Below are 19,987 nucleotides of genomic sequence, written 5' to 3'. Positions count from 1 at the left end.
AAAACTGCATTTTTGTATGCAGTAAAATAGAATATAAATAAAGCTCAGAAAAAAATACAACATTTAATTTTCTTATATATAAATCTCGATAAGTTTTTTACATCGCAAAAGCTTTAGCGCAACCATAGGATTTGTTAGTACCAAAATGGTCTAAAAACTAAGATTAATATTAAAACTATAAAAAAAATCTCATTTTCTATATAAATATTTTAATTCCTATATAAGAAAAGCATTGCTCTATATTTGAAATATTTTATTTTATCGCGTACATATAAAAATTACATAATTAATCATTTTTTGTCAATATCATTGTAGATACAAGTGTTTTAAAAATAGAAATTGACATAATTTAAGTTTTAATAAATCAGCTTTTTTATTTCCCAAACATACATTGACTAAGCTCAAATTTCTTCACAGTTCTCTTCATCACTGCCCCCCCTAGCGTGATCATCGAATATAATATAATCTAATCTTCATCTGCTCGGGCAAAGAGCTTTATACATTCTAATCTGTTCATTTATAAATCTAATTATTCTGTAACTATTCAATCTAACTAAATGAGCATAAAAAGGAGATGACCTTATTTAAAATATAATCTATAGAATCGACACTATAAAAAGTGTCGATTCTATAGGTTACATCTTAATACAAACTAGTCCCTTTAATCTTAGGCCCTATTTTAAATAATTATTGGACTTGAATCATCTAAATTTCAATCCATCACTTATTGAATATAGGTAATACAGTCAGCTGTTTCAAACATCAACATTTATCTAAAACATAGTGCAATCTTTTATTTTCCATTTTAACTTCTCCGGACCATTACCACACTCTTTTTTTTCTATTATTTCTAAATATTTGTTATTCATAAAACTATAAGTCACAATAAAAATTTTCATCCTCACTTATATAAATGAAATTGATTTAGAACTCTCTTTTTATCTATTTATACGTATTCCTCATTTAAAATAGCATATGGTTTAAAGATTGTTTCCACTTGTCTGATGAAATTGCTCCCAACTCCTAAGTCACAAAGGAGTGGTCCCACGACTCCACTAGTATTTGAAATCTTAATTTTTGTTTTTCCAGTTGTATTTTCACAAATTATGAGTAGTCGGACTGCACCATTGCTTCTCATATAAAATCCTCCTATTTTTACGTCTATTGTCTAATGATTACTATTTTACACTTTTATCCATAACATTCTATTTTTTACCTTATTATGTTAAAATGGAAAATAATATTTAGATTAAAAGGGGAGCATAGAATGAAAAGAAAACAATCAAATGATTTAGCCTCTATGATTTTAGAGGCGTTAGGGGGAAGTGCCAACATTTTCAGTTTGTCGCATTGTATGACGCGTTTACGTTTAGATGTAAAAAATATGGACTTCGTGAATGTTAATCAATTAAAAGCATTAGATGGCGTGATTAATGTAGTGCTTCAACAGACAAAAATTCAAATTGTCATTGGACCAAAGGTTCAACAAGTGTATGATCAATTAGAACTCTTACGTGAGCAGTCTGCTCCGTCTATGGTGACACCCTCTCATCAACGTAAAACATCATTAATTTCTCGAATACTTGATACGATTTCTCGTATTTTTACGCCTGTGATTGGTGCAATTGCTGGTGCTGGGATGATTAAAGCGTTACTCGCGTTATTAGTAGCAGCCAATCTGATTGATAAAACAGGACAAAATTACTATGTTTTAAACTTTATTGGAGATGCAGCCTTTTATTTTATGCCGATTTTACTCGCGATGTCGGCTGCTAAGCAATTTAAATGTAATGCCTATCTAGCCGTCGTATTAGCAGGTATCTTACTTCATCCTCACCTCGTCGAACTAAAATCAGCCGGTGAAGCCGTTACCTTTTTAGGAATCCCAATGGTTCTCGCTTCTTATTCGGCATCTGTTGTTCCGATGATTTTAATTACATGGGTCATGTCTTTCGTTGAGAAAACCGTCAGACGCTACACGCCAAAATCCATTGAAATCTTTTTCGTTCCAATGGTTGTTCTACTTGTGATGGCGCCGCTTGCTTTACTTGCCATTGGCCCACTGGGAACGATGGCGGGTAATTTATTAGCCAGTCTATTTAAGATCTTGGACCAAAAAGTCGGATGGATTTTACCGATTATGATGGGCATGATTTGTCCGTTACTCGTCATGACAGGGATGCACTACAGTTTACTACCAATTCAACTTGCTCAGTATGCCACACTTGGTTATGCAACGTTAATGGGATTACCAATGTTTGCTTCAAATATGGCGCAGGCTGCTGCAACGTTTGCAATTTATTGTCAAACAAAAGATCGTTCATTAAAAGGTATTGCTGGACCTAGTAGTTTAACCGCCTTTATGGGGATTACAGAGCCTGCCATGTATGGAGTGACGTTACGATTAAGATATCCGCTTGTTGCGGCTATGATTGGTGGAGGTTGTGCTGGAATCTGGGCTGGGTTAACGAATGTCAGAACTTATGTTTCAGCGACTTCAGGGATTTTATCATTACCAGTTTACATCGGGGAGGATGGACTATCTAACCTAATCAATGCAATCATCTGTATTATTATTTCAATGACGGTTTCATTTAGCTTAACATTTTTCTGGACCTTGAAGAAACAACGTAAAGAAGCATGTGTCGTGTCTCAAAGTCCATCTATCTTAAAAACATCGTTAGAAAACTAATTCATCAAAAAAGTGACCTTCCTAATAGGAAAAGTCACTTTTTACTTATTTTTGTTTAAATTTTATCCATTTTGAACTTCAATCTCATCAATCAATTAAAATAGAACACAGAATTGAAGCATGATATGAATACGTTGTGATAATTTTCATTTAATGAAGTCAAAGAAAGCTGACTTTAACAAGCTTCAACCTTTTAATACACTCCATTTATTCTTGTTAGTTTAGTCACTATATAAGTCCAGATAAGTTTTTTACATCGTAAAAACTTTTAGCTGGACTATAGTCTGCCTTGCACGGCATAACCATCTCATATTTCGGTTGCTGTATTAAATGTAGAAAACATTTCTGTTTGTATATAGAACAGGAGCTATCTTCGCCAAAGATAGCTCCTTTCATTTACTCTGTTTAATCGTTTCATAAGTAAAAAACTCGTTTTAATTTATTTTTTAAAAGTTTCGTGAGGCACCGCCACCTCCAGATCGGCCGCCTCCACCTTTTGATTGATGTGATGATGAAGAATGATTTGACCCTTGTGAAAGAAGGTTAATCAGTAAGATTAGCGCATCAACTGAGTTAATCCCAATCACTCGGCAGACGATAAAATAAACAACAATGACACCAATAATCATCCCAAAAATAGGTAACTCATTCATTTCTTCGGATTCAACTTTAGGAACGGTCCCGTTAAAGACATCTTCATAGGCATATTCATCTTGAATAGCTAAAACAATTTGATTAAAGATATCTTCAATCGCCTGCGAGTAATGACCTGATGCTAAGTTTTCCATAGACGCATCCAGAATTCGACCAACTTTTCCATCAGGTAAAGCCCCTTCAAGTCCATAACCAACCTCGACTCTGATTTCCCTATCTTCCGTTGCTAGTAAAATAAGAACCCCATTGTCATATTTTTCATTCCCTATTTTCATTTTCTCAAACTGCTTAACCGCATAGGTTTCAATATCACTTCCATCGAGTGTTGGAATGATGACAACTGCAATTTGTGGGCGTTCCTTTGTTTTTTCAAACACATAGTTAATCTCTAAAATATGTTCTTTTGTTTGATGAGTTAAAACGTGACTTTTATCGGTGACATAAAAACTTTGATCTGGATTCACAACTGCTTGTATGTCTAACGAACTCAGATTAAAAAGACCAACTAATGTTACGATCAATAAAAATAACTTCGGTAACAACGTAAACTTTATTTTCTTATATCGGCTACACTTCTTTATCACTTGTTCCATACTTTTCACCCTTTTAAATATTGAAAAAGGCTGCAAACTTCGCAACCCTTTCCTTTATCTCTTAAAAATTAACACTTGGTGCTTGATCTGCACCTGCCTGAGCTTCAAAATAATCGCGTTTTTCAACACCCATTATACTTGCAATAAAGCTAGTTGGAAACTTACGAATTTTTGCATTGAACGTTTGAACAGATTCATTATATCGATTACGCTCTGTTGCAATACGATTTTCAGTTCCAGCTAGTTCATCCATTAGGGCTGTAAATTGCTTATCAGCTTTTAATTCTGGATAATTTTCTACTACCACTAATAAACGAGATAACGCTCCTTCTAATTCATTAGACGCTTCAACTTTATCATTGACAGTTGTCGCTCCTGCTAATTTTGAACGCGCATCAGCAATAGCTGTGAATACATCTTTTTCATGTTGCATATAACCTTGTGTCGCACTGACTAAATTAGGAATCAAATCAAAACGGCGTTGTAATTGTGTCTCAACTTTTGCAAACTGAGCATCAACTTCCTCTTCAGCTGCAACAATTCCGTTATAACTAGAAATAAAATAACCTGCAATTAATAGAATAATCACAAAAACTCCAATTAAAATAGTAGTTGTTTTTTTCATTCATTTTACCCCTTTATTTTCTTTTTAATACATTTATTATAGCATAATTTTGGTAAACAATACTGTTTTTAACCGCATCAATTGTTTTTTATCACCTATCTAAAAGGCTGTCCCAAAAAGACAGCTACTTTAAAAGATGAAGTGATCGAGTCACAGTTTCTACTCCGCATTGTTCGTTCATCGTTAAACGTACGAGATATAAATATAACCATTTAGCGCAACTACCTTGAACAATTCTTGGTGTTATCTGAACTTCAATCCATTCATTCTCTTTTTAGCCTCTCATCATCATTTAGGAAGAATCATCCTCACCCCTCATTTTCACACCAACTAAGTCCAAATCGATATCCCACATGAGATGCTTCTACTAAGATGAGATCAGCCTAGACATGCCTTCTACTTCTAACGTATTGCCCTTCAGTTTTACTGAAGAATCAAACCATTTAAAAAGTGACTTCCTTAATAAGAAAAGTCACTTGTTTGGTTATTTACTTTTTTTGCTTTCAACCAAGCACTTATTCCAAACGCAAATAATCCTGGTCCGATGAGATAAGCTAACGTGGCTAAACACGTGTAAGCCATTTGACTTTGAGCTTTAATCTCCTGAATAAATTTAAATGGAACGTTATAAGGTTCACGAAGAATCATGAGATTAGAGTCATAAATCGTATTTAATCCAATACAAATTAAAGCTGAAATTAAGAAATACACACTAAAATAAACATACGTGTAACGATTGATCGGCACGCAACGATGCCAAAGGTATAAAACACTTAGATAAATCATCAGCATATGGAAAAACAAACTATATAAACATAAGAAATGCCAGATTGGATATCGCATCAGTGAGGTGGTTGGTAATAATAAGAAACCAATTCCGCCGAGTAAACAGCCCATCACAATAAAGGCATCCCCTACTTTTTTGATAGCCCCTTTTCCAAAACCACTGAACCATGTGGCATAAATGAATAATGAGCAAAACGATAATGGAAACCACGCATCTAACCATGTATAACCATAGTAGAAGTTATAGGCGATTTTCACCCCTTCTAAAATCGTCACAACAATGGCTATCACACGTGTCAGTTTCATCACTTGCTCCCATGATTTCTTTAACGAGGCTTTTAAAGCCACTAATAGGATGATTAAACAAACAACGAGTGAAATTAAATGTGGGGTTGTAAACATCCCCGCTGCGGGATAAGCATCTAACGGAGCAAAAAATAATGATCCCAACTGACTCATCATCATCTACGCCTACCCTTCTTTAATCTCAGCCAATGTTTTCGCACGGCTATGTTCAATCGGTTGCCACTCCACTTTTTTAAAGAACGCTACAATCGTAATAGGAATATACGTAAACATGAAGAATGGGAACGTGAAAATGTAAGCTAATTTCTTAAAGCTTGTGGTATGAATATTTTTCCATTGTGTGGCTGTCGTTACCGTCGCGATAAAGACTAACATCAAATACATATTTAAAATCATACGTCCCATCATCATCATAATTAAATCGTCTTGATAAGTCGTATAATCTCCAAATAAAATCATACTACCATTAAAAATAAGCGTAAAAAGCGTTAAAATAATCGCCGGCATGATGACCATTAACATGTCATAACAAGAGGTATTACGTTGCAAAGAACCTTTAAATAAATCTAGTCCATAACGATGAAAAACTTGAAAGAATCCTTTCGCCCAGCGCATACGTTGTCTGAACGATTGTTGGAATTTTACCGGTTGCTCATCATAAAGCATAGCTTGGCGACAATAACCAATTTTTTCACCACTTAAAACATTATCCACTGTAAATTGAATATCCTCTGTTAATAAAAAGAATTTCCAACCGCCGTATTTCTCAATGATACGTCGACTAAAGAAAAAACCAGTTCCCGAAACTGCACAACTTGTACCTAGTAACATACGACCTCGATTTAAAAACTCCGATTCCCATAAAAACCAGATGGCATATCCGGAAGAAATCCAGTTGTCCCCATAGTTCTTTGAATTTCGGTAGCTGGTGATGATGTCATAACCATCCGAAAATGTCTTATTCATTTCTAAAATATAATTTTGATCTAAGACATTATCGGCATCAAACACGAAATAACCATCAAATGGTGCATAATCTTTTTCCATTTGATTGAGTAAGAACTCCATGGCATGCCCTTTTCCAATTTTTGTTTGATCAAATCGCTCATAGACAATAGCCCCCATCTTTCGAGCACATGCTGCCGTTTGATCCGTACAATTATCGGCGACAACAAAAACCGTGACCTCTCCTTGATCATACGTCTGTGTATTAATACTATCTATTAAATGATTAATGACTGTCTCTTCATTACGGGCTGCGATTAACACAGCAAAACGATGTGCTTTCGTCTCTTGATGAGGTTTATCTTTTTTCATCAAAGACACGATGACATACAAAAATTGATAACTATAGCAGATACAAAAAATAATGGCAATCACTAAGTTAATCAAAATAATCTTTTCCATAGTACTCTCCTTAATTGACCTAGCAGTCATTATAATGCTTTTTAGAACTCACTCATTCACTTTCTTATGACTTAAAGACAACCTTTTTGTCTTTCAATTCATTTCAACAAGACAATATTATACCAGTATTTTTAGAATTTGACACTTTTTTTAAACCTGATGACAAGCTTGTCACGGATAAAATGCTCTCTTTATTCTGGTCAATTTAACGACGACTCATTATTTTTTTGTCATTTCATGGTTAACTAAACATCGTTAATTTGTCTCATTCTTAAATCTTCTCTTCTATATTTAAAAAGATACGACTCTTTTTATCAAGTCATCGTCACATATCTATACAAAAACTCCATCTTCTTTAGATTTTTTTCACACTAAATCCATAGTTTTTTCGACAAAAGGGACACAGTTATTTGATATTTAAAAGTAGGGGACTGATATGTGAGAATGTCTAATTAGGATATCAGATTGTCAATACTTCCCGTTATCTAATTCGACTTTTTTCTATCTTTTTTGCTCGAATTGCTTTAAAATAAGAAAGTATCAATTAAGTTAAACGTTCGAAATGGGACTCGCACATCTGTTACGGTCCTTCTATTTTTTATCATAAGGGAGGGAATAATAATCATGAAAAATAATACATTACTAAGGATCCTAATCGGCTGTCTGACCACCTATGGAATCCTCTCTTGGGTCAATAGCCAAACAGAGTATTTACTAATAGCCATCATCGCTTCGATTGGTTGGCTTGTTATTTACTATTATCTGATTAAAAGGGAGACGTTTAAAACGGTGTTTAACTTTAAACAGCCGCTTCAATTGATTACCCTTTTAGTTACAGTTGTCGTCTTAGGCTGGACTAATCTGACAATTGATCGACCACTTTCTTTTTTAACGTCACCTTATTCAATTCATCTTGTTCCAAATGAAGAAGCTAATTCAATCGAAATCAATCAGATTAGTGTCAATAATGAAAGTATCGCATTAGAGACTTTTAATGATTCAACGGATTGGTCTTATAAAGAAACACTATCAACCACCTCGACCTCACCGCTGACGTTAGCTAATCTAACCAATGAATCGGTAAGTATCTCTTTTTTAAAAACGAATACTTCAGGAAAAGTTTCAATTTACCGAAATGAACGTCTTATTAAAACTGTTGATTTGTTCAGTACAACGGAGCAAGAAATTAAAATCAAAGTTTCTCGTGATCATCTTCTACTATTAATTCCAGCCTATATCGGGATGATTGGAAGTGTTTATCTTTCTTTATTAACATTAATCAATAGCCTCATTCGTAAAAAACAAGTTAAACTTCCAGGTTCAACTTTAAACTCAATGACCATTCTCTATTTTAGTTTACCAGCTTTATTCATTGCCTTATTTAAATGGATTGGGCTAGCCAATGTCAGCATTCGACCTCAGCTATTGGCTGGATTCTTTGTGTTGATCACGACTAGTGAAATATATTTATTTAAAAAATGTCATACAAATAACCATCAACAAGCCCGCAACTGGTGTCGCACCATCTTTTATCTTCTATTAAGCTCGATGCTTATGCTGATAATAATGCAAGTAATCTATTTCTTCCCAAACCTTGATGTAACGATGACTTGGATTGCTCATCACGTGAATTTAATGTTTTTAGCCTCAACGATTATTTTAGGGGTTAGTGTACTTTTCTTCTGCTTCTTTAACAACTTAATTCTAGCGATTAGCCTCTCTTCACTTGTGATGTTGATCGTGGCTATCGCCAACTATTATAAAATGTTAGTCGTTGGGGAACCGATTTATCCATCGGATCTATCCATGATTTCAAATATAGATGAGATTATTGGCTACGTAAAAAACCTCTTATCACCGACACTTATCATCGGACTCCTGGTAATCATTGCTTTACTTGCCATCCTATCCTTCATTTGTCGCAAAGGCTTTAAATTGACAATGAAGCTAAGAGTCATTTTCTTCGCGATTTTTATCGCCTACTTAGCCTCAATTTTCTATTATGAAAAGTCACCACTTAAGCCTTTAGTCAACAGTACCGTTTACTTTACGAAGTGGAATCAGTTAAATAATTACCAACAAAATGGATTCTTATTTGGATTTATTACAAATCTCCAAAACGATTTAATGATCAAAAATGACCACTATACTGAAGCAAACCTACAAAAGATCATGGATGACTATACGAAAAAAGCCGAAGACTATAATGAATCAGCTGATTTAAGTCAACAACCTAACATCATTACCATTGTGAGTGAATCGTTAAGTGATCCAACCATCTTCAACCAATTAACATTTAGTGAAGACCCGCTTCCTAATCTTCGTCAGTATCTAGAGACTTATTCGTCTGGTCATTTCTTATCACCGTTTAAAGGAAATCGAACAGCAAATGTTGAATTTGAATATTTAGTTGGGTTCACCAATTCGCTCTTACTTGAAGGAACCATTCCATTCCAACAAGCACTCAGCTCAAAACCTGAAATCCCATCCTTTATTTCATTTATGGATCAATTGGGCTACACCTCGGTTGCCATTCATCCGAATAATGCAGCCTTCTATAAACGCAGTCAAGTTTATCCAGCTTTAGGATTTGATGAATTCTTATCCATTGATAAAATGAAACATCTCGAATACATCGATAGTCAGAAGTATGTCTCAGATCAATCAGTCTTTGATGAGCTTTATGCCGAGTTAGAAGCAGCAGATCGCCCCATCTTTGCTTACGGATTAACCATGGCCAATCATATTGCCGTTTTTGATAAAAAGTTTGGTGAAAATACGATTGAAGTCCTTGATGCTAATAGGGAACACAATACTGAAATGGAAACTTACGCAGAAGGGCTAAAGCAAACGGATCTTGCATTAAAAGAGTTTATCACTAAAATTGAAAACTACGATGAACCAACCTTAGTCATCTTCTTTGGCGATCATCTGATTAACTTCCAGTCGGACATTCATGAACAACATGGCTACATTGAAAAAGATACAGATGCTTTGCGTGCCAAACTGTTCTTTGAAACGCCACTGTTAATCATGTCGAATATGGATGATTTTCAAATTGAAAATATCGATGATGTCAGTCCAATTTTTATTGCACCCTTAATTTTACGTGAATTAAACTTACCCTTATCACCGTTCTATGTCTTCTTGTTAGATTTATATGAAGAATTTAGCGTCTTACATAACAATTTCAAATTAGATGCTAATCAAAACCAAGTAGATGAACTCACAGAGCATCAAGAGCAACTCTTATTAATACTTGAACTTATTCAATATGATATCCTTGAAGGAAAAGAATATACCTTATCTTCATTCTTTACCATCCCTGAATAAAAAAATCGGAGAGCCAACCGGCCTCCGATTTTTTTATTGATTGAAACTACCATTGACAGTTTTCTTCATCTTCATGTAACGAAAGTGGATACTTTTGACGAACGATTCTTATTAAACACGAACTTGACGCTTCAAATGATTTATGATAAGACCCCTTTTAAAAAATGATACTAAAAAAACCGGAACTAAGATTGTCTCTAGGTTAACTCGACAGACCACTTGCCACTAAAAGTCAGAATTTTGTTTTTTACTCTCTTTTTCTACAAATCTCACACCTTTAATGTTCTATAATTTCTTCAACAAGGTAGGTCATGAATAATAAAGGGGCGATCAAAATGATATGGATGATTCATTTATTTTTCTTTACCATCGGAATTTCTCTAATCCTCATTGGAACAGGGATGATTTTATTAAATTGGGTTCCGAAGAAATCCTCTCAACTTAAAGAGTTAAGCGAGCGATATGAGCATTCGATTGATGAAGATGAACTTTGCCTCTTTGAAGGTGGCTATCGGATCGCACTTGGAATCTGTTCAACCATTGCTGCAATGGTCCTCCCCTATCACCCTAATCCAATCCTTATTTATCTGATCATCCTTATGTGTTTCATGATATTCTATTGTCCAATCAAATATTTATTTTTTAATCCGTAAAGGAATAGCTTTCAGTCGGAAGGACTCTCTCTTAATCTTAACCTCCTTTCCGTTTACTCAACATTCACTTAATCCTCACCACTCACTGAAACTTCCTTGCACTGAGATCAAAAAGGCTATCTCAAAATAAACATCATTTACAATTTAATGAACTATTAAATCAATCAATCTTTATGATCTCATTCTGGTAAATCATGATTAAAAAGGGGGACTCTCTCATTTTGAGACAGTCCCCCCTTTTTTGTTAGCTATTTGGTCGCGCTTCATATTGTGTACGCATCGTTAGAATAAGGTGTTGATGGATTTGATGATTGAATGGGGTGAGTGGTTTATACGTCATTTTTTTGTAAAATAAAGCATCATTTCGTTGACGACAAGTCGATTTTAAATAACTTATAAAATCTGGGTGTGGCATCTCTTCAAGTCGATTTTTTCGTTCACTTGATTTCCCGTTCATAGTTACCGCGTATTTCCCCCCTGAAAACACATCGATTTCTAAATTCCCCGCTTGTTTATCAATCATTCTACAATCTCTCCCTTCGTCCTATTAATAGTATACGTTGAAGAGAATTAAATTATTTTTAAACTTTTGTAAAATAAGGATTAATTAACAAACTTGATTATTTACTACATGATTAACAATACGATGTGGTTTTAATCCTTCTTTATCTAAGTGACGCTTAATATTTTCAATTCCGTTATTCACCATATCTTGATGAAGATTCTTCTTAATAATTCCATCCACATCTAATCCTGTATAAAGGTAAGCAATAGCACAGAACATTCCAACAAGTTTTGTATGAGCCTTTACATTAATTTTTTCCACATCAAACTCGAGTAATAATTCACTATCATCTTTATCATGAATTAAACGTTTAAACTCTAACAGTTTTTGTTCTAATTCTTCTAATGAACATGTTTCACTTTCTAGCATCCAATGACGTGCCATCTTTAAATCCGGATCACGTTCCAAACGGCTTAAAATTAAGAAAATCGCACGTAAAATTTGGTCATCATTTAGTGCATTTTGTTGGCAAACAATTGAATCATTATTCATCGTTAAATAAAAATAAGAATTTAACATAGTCATCTATCCCTTCTTGATTACTACTTATCAATCTCTCACAGCGTGGAACATTCTCTTTTCTCCCCAATATCTCGCACCGTTCCCCTGATTCTCATTACTTAAAATTATACCAAACAATTCCTCAAACTCCTACACCCATCTGGAATAAAACAACCATTTCTTTTTCAAGAAGTAATGATTTAACTCAATAGAAAAGAAGGGAAGAGTTCAAGTAGCCTGTTTAAATGATATCCCCCCTGATAAAGGAGAAAGATACCTCGTGAAAAAGAGTCTCAAACAGTTTAAAAAAGATGAAAGCACAAGAGACAGCTGATGCGGTTCTCTTTATTGAGTTTATTTCTATTTCTTAGTTTAATTAGTTTATCATTCATCTTCTCAATACTTAAATCTATGGATATTATGCTACAACTCCCCTTATTGAAGGGCAATTCAGAGATATCTATCTCCTTGAAACGAAAAATCAAAGACTAACAAATCTAGATATTCAACCTGATTTCATTGTATTTAATAATGAGTTTAATAACTGATATTCCCTTAACTTGAATAAGGATCATCTCAACATTACAGTTACCAAAATATTATCATCACAGCCAACCCATCTCAAATGGATTCAAACTTAACTCCGATGAATGATCCACTCATCTTGTTCAGAAGCTATCACTACTATATCAATCAAATCAGGTTGTCATTTCCCCTCCTAAAAACAAACACCTTGAATTTGAACTAGACCATCCTATGATGCCATTTCTCCCTTTTATTAATTGAACAATCAAAAGACTCCTTAATTAGTAGGAGTCTTTTAATTGTTCATCGTCATAAAAATAAAGCCTGTCACAAGGATTCATTCCATGACTCACTCTGACAGACTTTATGATCATTTGTAGTCTAAGAAAAATGGAGGCGCCAATCGGATTTGAACCGATGATCAGGGAGTTGCAGTCCCTTGCCTTACCGCTTGGCTATAGCGCCCGATGTTTCGTTTTCTTCCCTTACATCATATTCTATGCGCCTAGGTATTAAATGATGACTATAACCTTTAAAAGAATGAAGCTTCTTTTATGAAAGACTTCATTCTTTAGGATTGATTCCATTTCAACGACTAACTAATGATGATATAAGTCAAAATATAAGTCAATCAGCTCAGGAGCTGCAACCTTTGTTCGGATTTTTTGAATTAATGCTTGTTTAATGGCTTGGTAGTGATGTGTCTTGGCTAGGCGTTGATGAATGTCTCTTGATAACTGCCAAAACCAATCTGATTCTAAAGGGGCTTGCTCTATTTGTTCATAATGAGTTAAAAAATAAGCACATGAATCTTGGTTCATGAAAAATTCAAAGCTATTCCTATCGAGGACACCACACGCAATAAGCTCACCAACTGCACATAAATCCTTTGGATGATGAGTGATATGTGCTTTAATTTGCTGCTCAAATTCATCATAAGCTAGCTCTAGTTTAAACTCAAAGGCTTGTCTAAGTAACTTGAAATTAAATTCTTTTTTTAATCGTCTTGTTAACGCCTCACTGACTTTCATTTGAAGTTCCTCATCAATAACTGGAGTTAAGGTTACTAATTCAAAGCTATCAATCTGTGTCAAATAAAGGTCAATCAATGGGCGTAATTTTTCTACCGGTTGACTTAAGAATGACGTGAACTGAATGTAGCAAGACTCAATCTCCTCATTTAATAAATATTTCTTAATAAATTGATGAGTGAGCTGTTCTTCTATTAAGTTCTCCACTGCTTTTGGAAACTGAGAAGATTGATTGAGTTGAGCTCTCAAAAAGTTGAGACAATCCGTTATCAAAATCATAGATGAACCATCATTAAACAACAACTGTAACATACTTAGTAGCTCTTCTTCCTTCAATTGAATTACTGAAAGAAGAGCTAAAGTGATCTTCACCATCTTTTGAACATGGACTTTCATCAGTGTCGTAAGATTAGGTTGGGTTAAGACTGCTAAAAGCTGTTTATAATAAAGAATTAACTCATTGACATGAGGGGTTTGAAACTGTTTTCGATTGAGGCGTTTCATGAGATGCTTGAGTTCTTCTTCACCCATATATTTAATAATCAAATGCACGGTAAAGGAGTCTAACTCCTCACTATTATGATACAAACGTGCTTCAATATAACTTTTATACAAGTGCGAAACTTCTAAATATTGATCAATCACGAGTTGATTTTCATGCATAAATTCAAATAATTCTTGTGCCTTAAAATTTAACCTCGCGAACGCTTGGTCTTGATTCGGCAATTCATTAATGAGTTGAATCATATCATTTAAGTATTTATAAATAAAATAAAAGTTACTCAAATCCGCTAAAAAGGCATATTTTCGTTTAAACGAGGCAGGTAGATGATGATACATCAACTCTAAATTCAATTGACGAATTTCATCCACAATCTGCTGTGATTGCTCACTGCTTAACAATCGTTGAATCGTGCGACCGGTCCAATAACGATTAAACTGAGCAAGAAAATGAAGTAAATAATGTTTACATTTAAACGCCTCTACCGCTGTTTTCTTATACAAATCATAGGCTAACAATAAATTCCCATGCTTAAATTGATAGTAGGCACGGTGATAATGTTGCCAAATCCCATCTCCTTGGTTCATGCACTCGGTTAAGACACTCGTATACGGTGGCAGCAAATAATTTTTATCATCATTTTGAATAGAATGCACCGATCCATCTGGAAATTTAACCGTCCTAATCCCTGCTTTGTTAAGTTGCCAACACGTCCGTTCATCTAGAACATAAGGTTTAGATAAGTTTAAGACTCCCATTTCAGTCACTTCTTCTTTGATTAGATGCCTTAAATCATTTAAGCGGACTCGATTTAATTCATCAAGAGGCGTGAGTCGCTCACCAAGCTCATTATCATCGCTAGAATAGCGATATAATTCATCAAGATTTAGTTTTGAAAGTGCCTGAAAAAATGTTAAATAGCGTTGTTCATACGTTGCATCATCCACATTCGATAAAAGATGGTTCACATCAATCACATGGATGCCTTGTGACTTATAATAATCAAAGTTATTTTGATCCAACGTTTGCTCTAAATATAATAGATAAACGGGTTGAAAACTACTTCCCTGTAATTCTTTCACCCAATTTAAAATAAGTTTCATATTTCGATCGTTTAATGAGTATCCAATAAAAAGTGTAATATTTGAGGCGATAATAGATTTCACCATCGTTTCAATGAGACGAAATTGACTACTATAAGAGAGATAGTCATTCTCTTTTAACACCACATTTTGATGTTTCACATCCCCATGCATTTTAATGAGGAATTTCTTAGTTCGGGTTTGCGATACTTCTTCATCTTTTGCAATAACATCATAAAAAAGCCCTCGCGCATAAATCGCTTGCTCAAGTAAATCATCGTAATTCGTTGTAATAAGATGAATCGGATTTAAGTTTAAGATTTCATCATGAATTTTATTACTTTGTAAATCGAGATCAAAAATATCTCGTAATAAATCATAATACTCTTTATGTCCACGCAGGTTATAATATTTTTGTGGAATTCGTAAGTATTCATTTTGCGAATAGCGTTCTTTTTGTTCTGAAAATGGACCAGAAAATCGATCAATGACTTCTTTCCATGATGGAAAATTAGATAACATCGAAACACCTGCTCCAACAACGATGACTAGCTTGTTATCTTCTGATGCCTTTTTGATAATCCGTAAACTTTCTTGCGTAAAGGACTTCACCTCCCTCACCTCCATTATTACTAATTTATGTAATTTTTCATGATTACATACTCCAATTCATCTATTAATGTACAATAAAATCAGATTTAGAAACGTTCAAAATTAAAATCGTACTTAGTTGTTGACCAATGATTTTTTAAACAGTTAGATAATCCTTTAGCCTTCATTATGGTCCGTTCACACACCTCTCTTAGCCAAAATATCTATTTCTCCTGATAAAAGCATCTCATTAGGATAAACTAAATTTAGATTAATACTGGGAGTGATTGAAATGAGTTTAAAAGAGACATACGAAGATTTACAACAAAAGGCTTCTAAAATCAAACATGAACTAGCATCACTAAAAACTGAAATGACCCTATTAGAAGAAAATATTCATGGGATTGAACTTAATCCAAATTTTTTAGAAACAGACGTACAGCCTCTTTATGAATCGCTTTGGAATTTACAAATGGTTTATAAAAAGCGTCAAACGGAATTAAATACTGTAACACTTCAACTGAATCAACTTGATCACATTCTTGAAGGTATCATGGAAACTGATCAAATGATCTAAAAAAAAACCACCAGTAGAACTGGTGGTTTTTTTTTATTCGAAATAAATGGGATGATAACTAATAATATAACTTTCATTTCCATCATGTTGAAGGGTTACACTTGCCACCCCAACTTGATGACACTCAATAGATTGATGCCAATTTTTAATTAAAGAGATGGGTTCTATCACTGTTTCATCCACTTCATATAAATCTAAATCAATCGTATAAGTTCCATCATCATTGAACTGACATTGATAAATTTCAGGATAGATTTGATAGGTTTTTAACTTAATATCTGGTCGTGCCACATAATCTCCTAAATCAATATAGATTCCTGACAATTGTGCCTCTTGATTAAAATACTGCTCTATCAATGAAAACATCATTTTTTTATCAAAAGAAGCATAGGCTTCATCTTCCCGCCACATCGGTTCAACCATCGCCGGATAGTCTAACTGCAAAAGTTGTGAGGAAAAATTTAATAGTTGTAACGAGCAGTCATCTCCTTCTTCATAATCAGCAAAATGTGTAACAGTCAAGGCTTTAAAGTATTCATTTAATTCTGCGACTTGTTCATTCGATAGTGGAATCGTCCATTCATCTTCTCGATCATCTAATCCTTCATCTACTTTTTTGCCATTCATTGAACAAGCTACCAAGCAAAGAGTCATTAACGAAAAACAAATCACACTCATTATTTGTTTCATTAGATTTCCTCTCCTTTAAGAGTCTCTATGACTTTGATAGTACATTATATTCAACGATTCGCCTAAACTTGACATATTAAAAAGCTATGACAACAATTAGCCATAGCTTCTTTAGTGATGAAATGAATATTTATCTAGACATTCCGTTACCATTTATATGTGAAAATAACACCTAATATTCCTCTTTTTGATCTGCTTCAATCATCAGTCTAGCTAAATGATTAACGGTATTTCCCCAAGTACAAAACATTAAATCAATTAAATCATCGCATCCTAAAAAAGCAACAGCCCTCTGTGTATCCCGCTTCAAGTCTTTTATTTGAATATCACAATTATCCACCGGTTCAGTATGTGAAGGGGATATCAAATACTGAACCGATTCTTTTAAACGATATTCTTCCTCTAGTTCAAATACCTCATGATGGTTCTCCATCGTGGTTAAAGAGGCATTTTGAGGACTTGGTGTCGAATTCACTTTAAATGACGTCACAATGGCATGCGTGATTTCGCGTGCATTCGTAAAATTTCCGTGTAGAGAAACTGAAATTTGTGTCAAACATTGATTAGAAATAAGCATCGCATACGTTTGACTTCCAGCGGTACTCATTGCCTGCTCAATAATCACAGCTGGATAACCATCGATCATGGCTTCAGTCATCGTTTTAATTGAAAATTGATGTTGCATAATGCCAACCATCCGTTTTAAAAAGGCTAGTTTGTCTGTCTTCGTTTGAAAAGATGCGTCATTAAGTCGTTGACTACTAATCGTCACGGTTAGAGGCGCGATACTATAATCATGATACTGATTCGCCTCATAAGCAATAAACTCATAACCATCACAATTGGTCATCGTATTCAAATGATCTGGTACACAGATACTGTAATTTAAAATATCATATTCCACTAAATTTCGATAAGCATACTCACGAGCAGCATATTTTCCTAACAACTCTTCTAAATTTAAATTTAGTCCCTGAAAAGTTGTACAGAATTGATGATTTAATCTCATGAACCCATTTCCCCTTTTATCAAAGATATTCGATTGTAGTCGTCTTTTTTACTACATTGTCATTGTATGGTTCACCTCACCATTTTAGACATTATTTTTAAAAGAAAACGCATAAAAAAAGATGTCTCCCCTAAAGCAAGACATCTTTCTATCCTCTCATTCCACTGACAGATAAAATCTTATATTCAATTTCTTGACACTCAAACGTTGTTAAAACTGAACCTTCTAAAATCAGATGGCCTAATTCTGAAGTTTCACCCCATTTTCCTTCAAATAAGTTCACCTCATGATCAGGGACAATCATCACATTTAAAATAAGATGATCTGTTAAATTTAATAATTTGACTTTATCATATAATTTAATTTCTTCACCTTGTTGTAATTTCCGCACTTTTTTGAACGACTGACTCTGATTCACTGTCTGCTTTCGTTCTTTAGCTGTCGATAAATAATGCTGTAAATACGCCCTCTCTTTTCTTTCCATAACTCCCCCATAAACAAATAAATCTCACGTTACATTGTACAAGCATTAGAAAAAAATGTAAATCACAACCCTTCAATTTTCTTATGAAGCAAATAGCTCCTCCTTTATTTCGACATCTCCTTAAAAATAAATCTTTTTCCTTGATTCATTTTATCGGACTTCGTGAATTGACTCGTTAATCCCTGTGCTCATTTTGTAATCATTTGTCACTCTAATCGTAAACCAAAAACGTGCTTAATATAATGTATCAAACTTATCATAAGAGAGAGGGTTGACCTATTTGAAAAAAATTATCGCTACATTATCTCTATCTATCACGGCCTTACTCGTCGTCTTTGTCTTACAATATAACTCTGGTGCCAAAACAACAGAAGAAGCCATGACTATAGCGGGTTTAAGCGCTCTTGAAGTCCTTTATGAGAAAAAGACGGAAGAAGGATCGATTCTACTTTATCGAGTACCAGGTGAAGAACAGATTTCTCTTGCCTTTTTAGATCGTAGCTTTTCTGGTTATGAATATATCGATGGTTCGATTCAATATGAAACAACGACCCTAGAAGAACAAGCTGGGTTAACTTATGTCGCTCTTCGTCAATCGGATGATATTCCCTATACGATTTATGCTGGGGTCACTAAAAATCCTGACTTATTTGAAGTGCTTGTGACGGAACCAACCTTTAGCATTGCTCATAGTGCCAAAATCTTTGAATCAGCCGTTGAAGGAACTTATATCTGGATGGCTTACTCGCCCGATTTTACAGGTGATAATTTTTCATTAATCGGTTTAAGTGAAGCAGGGGATATCATTGGTCACTTAGAACACGATGGAACGACATTAACCATTCATTCCATTGATCCATCCGAAGCACAATAAAAAATATTCCCATTCAAGCGAAAGGACACCGTAATGGTGTTCTTTTTTATTTTATTTTTATATCCCTACTCTCCCTGTACAACGATGAATTCCAATTCATCCATCATACTGTCCTATTCAGAGGATAATTAATGGTTTGAGTTTAACCTTTCTTTTCTAACAGCTCATCATGTTTTCCTTACTCAATCACCTATCCATTATTCCTCAAGAAGATTTGATCAGCTTTTAAATGGTTGACAAGCGATGAAGCACAATGAACGTGGTATGCCGTTGCATGATTTAATCAATACCTAATAACTACTTTTGTCCTTGAGATAAATTCCCCCCTCTTCGGTATCCTGTCCATCTCTTAATTGAGTACTAAATTGATAAGTGTCATTTTCCCACACCTAGTTGGACCAACAATGGAGTTTGATACTCATCTTATTCCCTGCTCTCTAATGCTACTGTTATAACAAAATTTTGATTAACTTGTAAGCATACAAAAAAGACATAGGTTCTCTTTTT

General features: G+C 34.3%; 16 protein-coding genes and 1 tRNA gene. 5 read left to right on the top strand and 12 right to left on the bottom strand.

From position 1 onward, the window contains the following. Window positions 1-946: 946 nt before the first annotated feature. On the bottom strand, window positions 947-1,138 hold the full coding sequence (locus tag NEH75_RS02490; RefSeq protein WP_055304421.1) for a hypothetical protein: 192 nt from the start codon (window positions 1,136-1,138) through the stop codon (window positions 947-949). 129 nt (window positions 1,139-1,267) lie between these two features. Between NEH75_RS02490 and NEH75_RS02485 the strand changes: the two genes are divergently transcribed. Then, window positions 1,268-2,692, top strand: coding sequence for a PTS transporter subunit EIIC (locus tag NEH75_RS02485; RefSeq protein ID WP_055304422.1), 1,425 nt, complete (start codon window positions 1,268-1,270; stop codon window positions 2,690-2,692). Window positions 2,693-3,138: 446 nt separating this feature from the next. Here the strand turns inward: NEH75_RS02485 and NEH75_RS02480 are convergent, their stop codons facing one another. From NEH75_RS02480 to NEH75_RS02465, 4 genes are all read right to left on the bottom strand, one after another. After that, window positions 3,139-3,939 carry a TPM domain-containing protein gene (locus NEH75_RS02480; RefSeq protein ID WP_262948488.1) on the bottom strand — a complete coding sequence of 267 codons (801 nt, stop codon included), beginning with the start codon at window positions 3,937-3,939 and terminating at the stop codon, window positions 3,139-3,141. A gap of 61 nt (window positions 3,940-4,000) precedes the next feature. Next, on the bottom strand, window positions 4,001-4,564 hold the full coding sequence (locus NEH75_RS02475) for a LemA family protein (RefSeq protein WP_262948487.1): 564 nt from the start codon (window positions 4,562-4,564) through the stop codon (window positions 4,001-4,003). A 459-nt stretch (window positions 4,565-5,023) separates the two neighbouring features. After that, a complete protein-coding gene (locus tag NEH75_RS02470; RefSeq protein WP_262948486.1) occupies window positions 5,024-5,809 on the bottom strand; it encodes a YwaF family protein in 786 nt (261 codons plus the stop codon). Between the two features lie 12 nt (window positions 5,810-5,821). Next, on the bottom strand, window positions 5,822-7,063 hold the full coding sequence (locus NEH75_RS02465; RefSeq protein WP_068758859.1) for a glycosyltransferase family 2 protein: 1,242 nt from the start codon (window positions 7,061-7,063) through the stop codon (window positions 5,822-5,824). A gap of 624 nt (window positions 7,064-7,687) precedes the next feature. On the opposite strand from NEH75_RS02465, the gene NEH75_RS02460 reads away from it, so the two are divergent. Both NEH75_RS02460 and NEH75_RS02455 read left to right on the top strand, forming a co-directional pair. Beyond that, a complete protein-coding gene (locus NEH75_RS02460; RefSeq protein ID WP_262948485.1) occupies window positions 7,688-10,396 on the top strand; it encodes an LTA synthase family protein in 2,709 nt (902 codons plus the stop codon). Between the two features lie 335 nt (window positions 10,397-10,731). Beyond that, window positions 10,732-11,049, top strand: coding sequence for a hypothetical protein (locus NEH75_RS02455; RefSeq protein ID WP_055243811.1), 318 nt, complete (start codon window positions 10,732-10,734; stop codon window positions 11,047-11,049). Between the two features lie 244 nt (window positions 11,050-11,293). On the opposite strand, the gene NEH75_RS02450 is transcribed toward NEH75_RS02455, so the two are convergent. From NEH75_RS02450 to NEH75_RS02435, 4 genes are all read right to left on the bottom strand, one after another. After that, window positions 11,294-11,572, bottom strand: a complete 279-nt coding sequence (locus NEH75_RS02450; RefSeq protein WP_055243809.1) for a hypothetical protein — start codon at window positions 11,570-11,572, stop codon at window positions 11,294-11,296. 84 nt (window positions 11,573-11,656) lie between these two features. Further along, on the bottom strand, window positions 11,657-12,139 hold the full coding sequence (locus NEH75_RS02445) for a hypothetical protein (protein WP_055274867.1): 483 nt from the start codon (window positions 12,137-12,139) through the stop codon (window positions 11,657-11,659). A gap of 892 nt (window positions 12,140-13,031) precedes the next feature. Further along, window positions 13,032-13,105, bottom strand: a tRNA-Cys gene (locus NEH75_RS02440). 134 nt (window positions 13,106-13,239) lie between these two features. Next, a complete protein-coding gene (locus NEH75_RS02435) occupies window positions 13,240-15,867 on the bottom strand; it encodes an SIR2 family protein (protein ID WP_068758864.1) in 2,628 nt (875 codons plus the stop codon). 271 nt (window positions 15,868-16,138) lie between these two features. Here NEH75_RS02435 and NEH75_RS02430 point away from each other — a divergent pair, with 271 nt between their 5' ends. Then, complete coding sequence (locus tag NEH75_RS02430) at window positions 16,139-16,423, top strand: hypothetical protein (protein ID WP_055274864.1); 285 nt, start codon at window positions 16,139-16,141, stop codon at window positions 16,421-16,423. Between the two features lie 33 nt (window positions 16,424-16,456). Here NEH75_RS02430 and NEH75_RS02425 read toward each other — a convergent pair whose 3' ends face one another. The 3 genes from NEH75_RS02425 to NEH75_RS02415 form a co-directional block, all read right to left on the bottom strand. After that, window positions 16,457-17,113, bottom strand: coding sequence for a hypothetical protein (locus tag NEH75_RS02425; protein ID WP_055274862.1), 657 nt, complete (start codon window positions 17,111-17,113; stop codon window positions 16,457-16,459). A gap of 172 nt (window positions 17,114-17,285) precedes the next feature. Next, window positions 17,286-18,122, bottom strand: a complete 837-nt coding sequence (locus tag NEH75_RS02420; RefSeq protein ID WP_262948484.1) for a hypothetical protein — start codon at window positions 18,120-18,122, stop codon at window positions 17,286-17,288. A 148-nt stretch (window positions 18,123-18,270) separates the two neighbouring features. Then, on the bottom strand, window positions 18,271-18,606 hold the full coding sequence (locus NEH75_RS02415; RefSeq protein WP_055304440.1) for a hypothetical protein: 336 nt from the start codon (window positions 18,604-18,606) through the stop codon (window positions 18,271-18,273). Between the two features lie 280 nt (window positions 18,607-18,886). Between NEH75_RS02415 and NEH75_RS02410 the strand changes: the two genes are divergently transcribed. Next, window positions 18,887-19,480 carry a hypothetical protein gene (locus tag NEH75_RS02410; RefSeq protein ID WP_055243787.1) on the top strand — a complete coding sequence of 198 codons (594 nt, stop codon included), beginning with the start codon at window positions 18,887-18,889 and terminating at the stop codon, window positions 19,478-19,480. Window positions 19,481-19,987 lie beyond the last annotated feature (507 nt).

This window comes from Turicibacter sp. T129, assembly GCF_025594975.1.
Taxonomy (GTDB): domain Bacteria; phylum Bacillota_I; class Bacilli_A; order MOL361; family Turicibacteraceae; genus Turicibacter; species Turicibacter bilis.
Note: the sequence above shows the minus strand (reverse complement) of the source record. Positions and strands in the feature narration are given on the sequence as shown.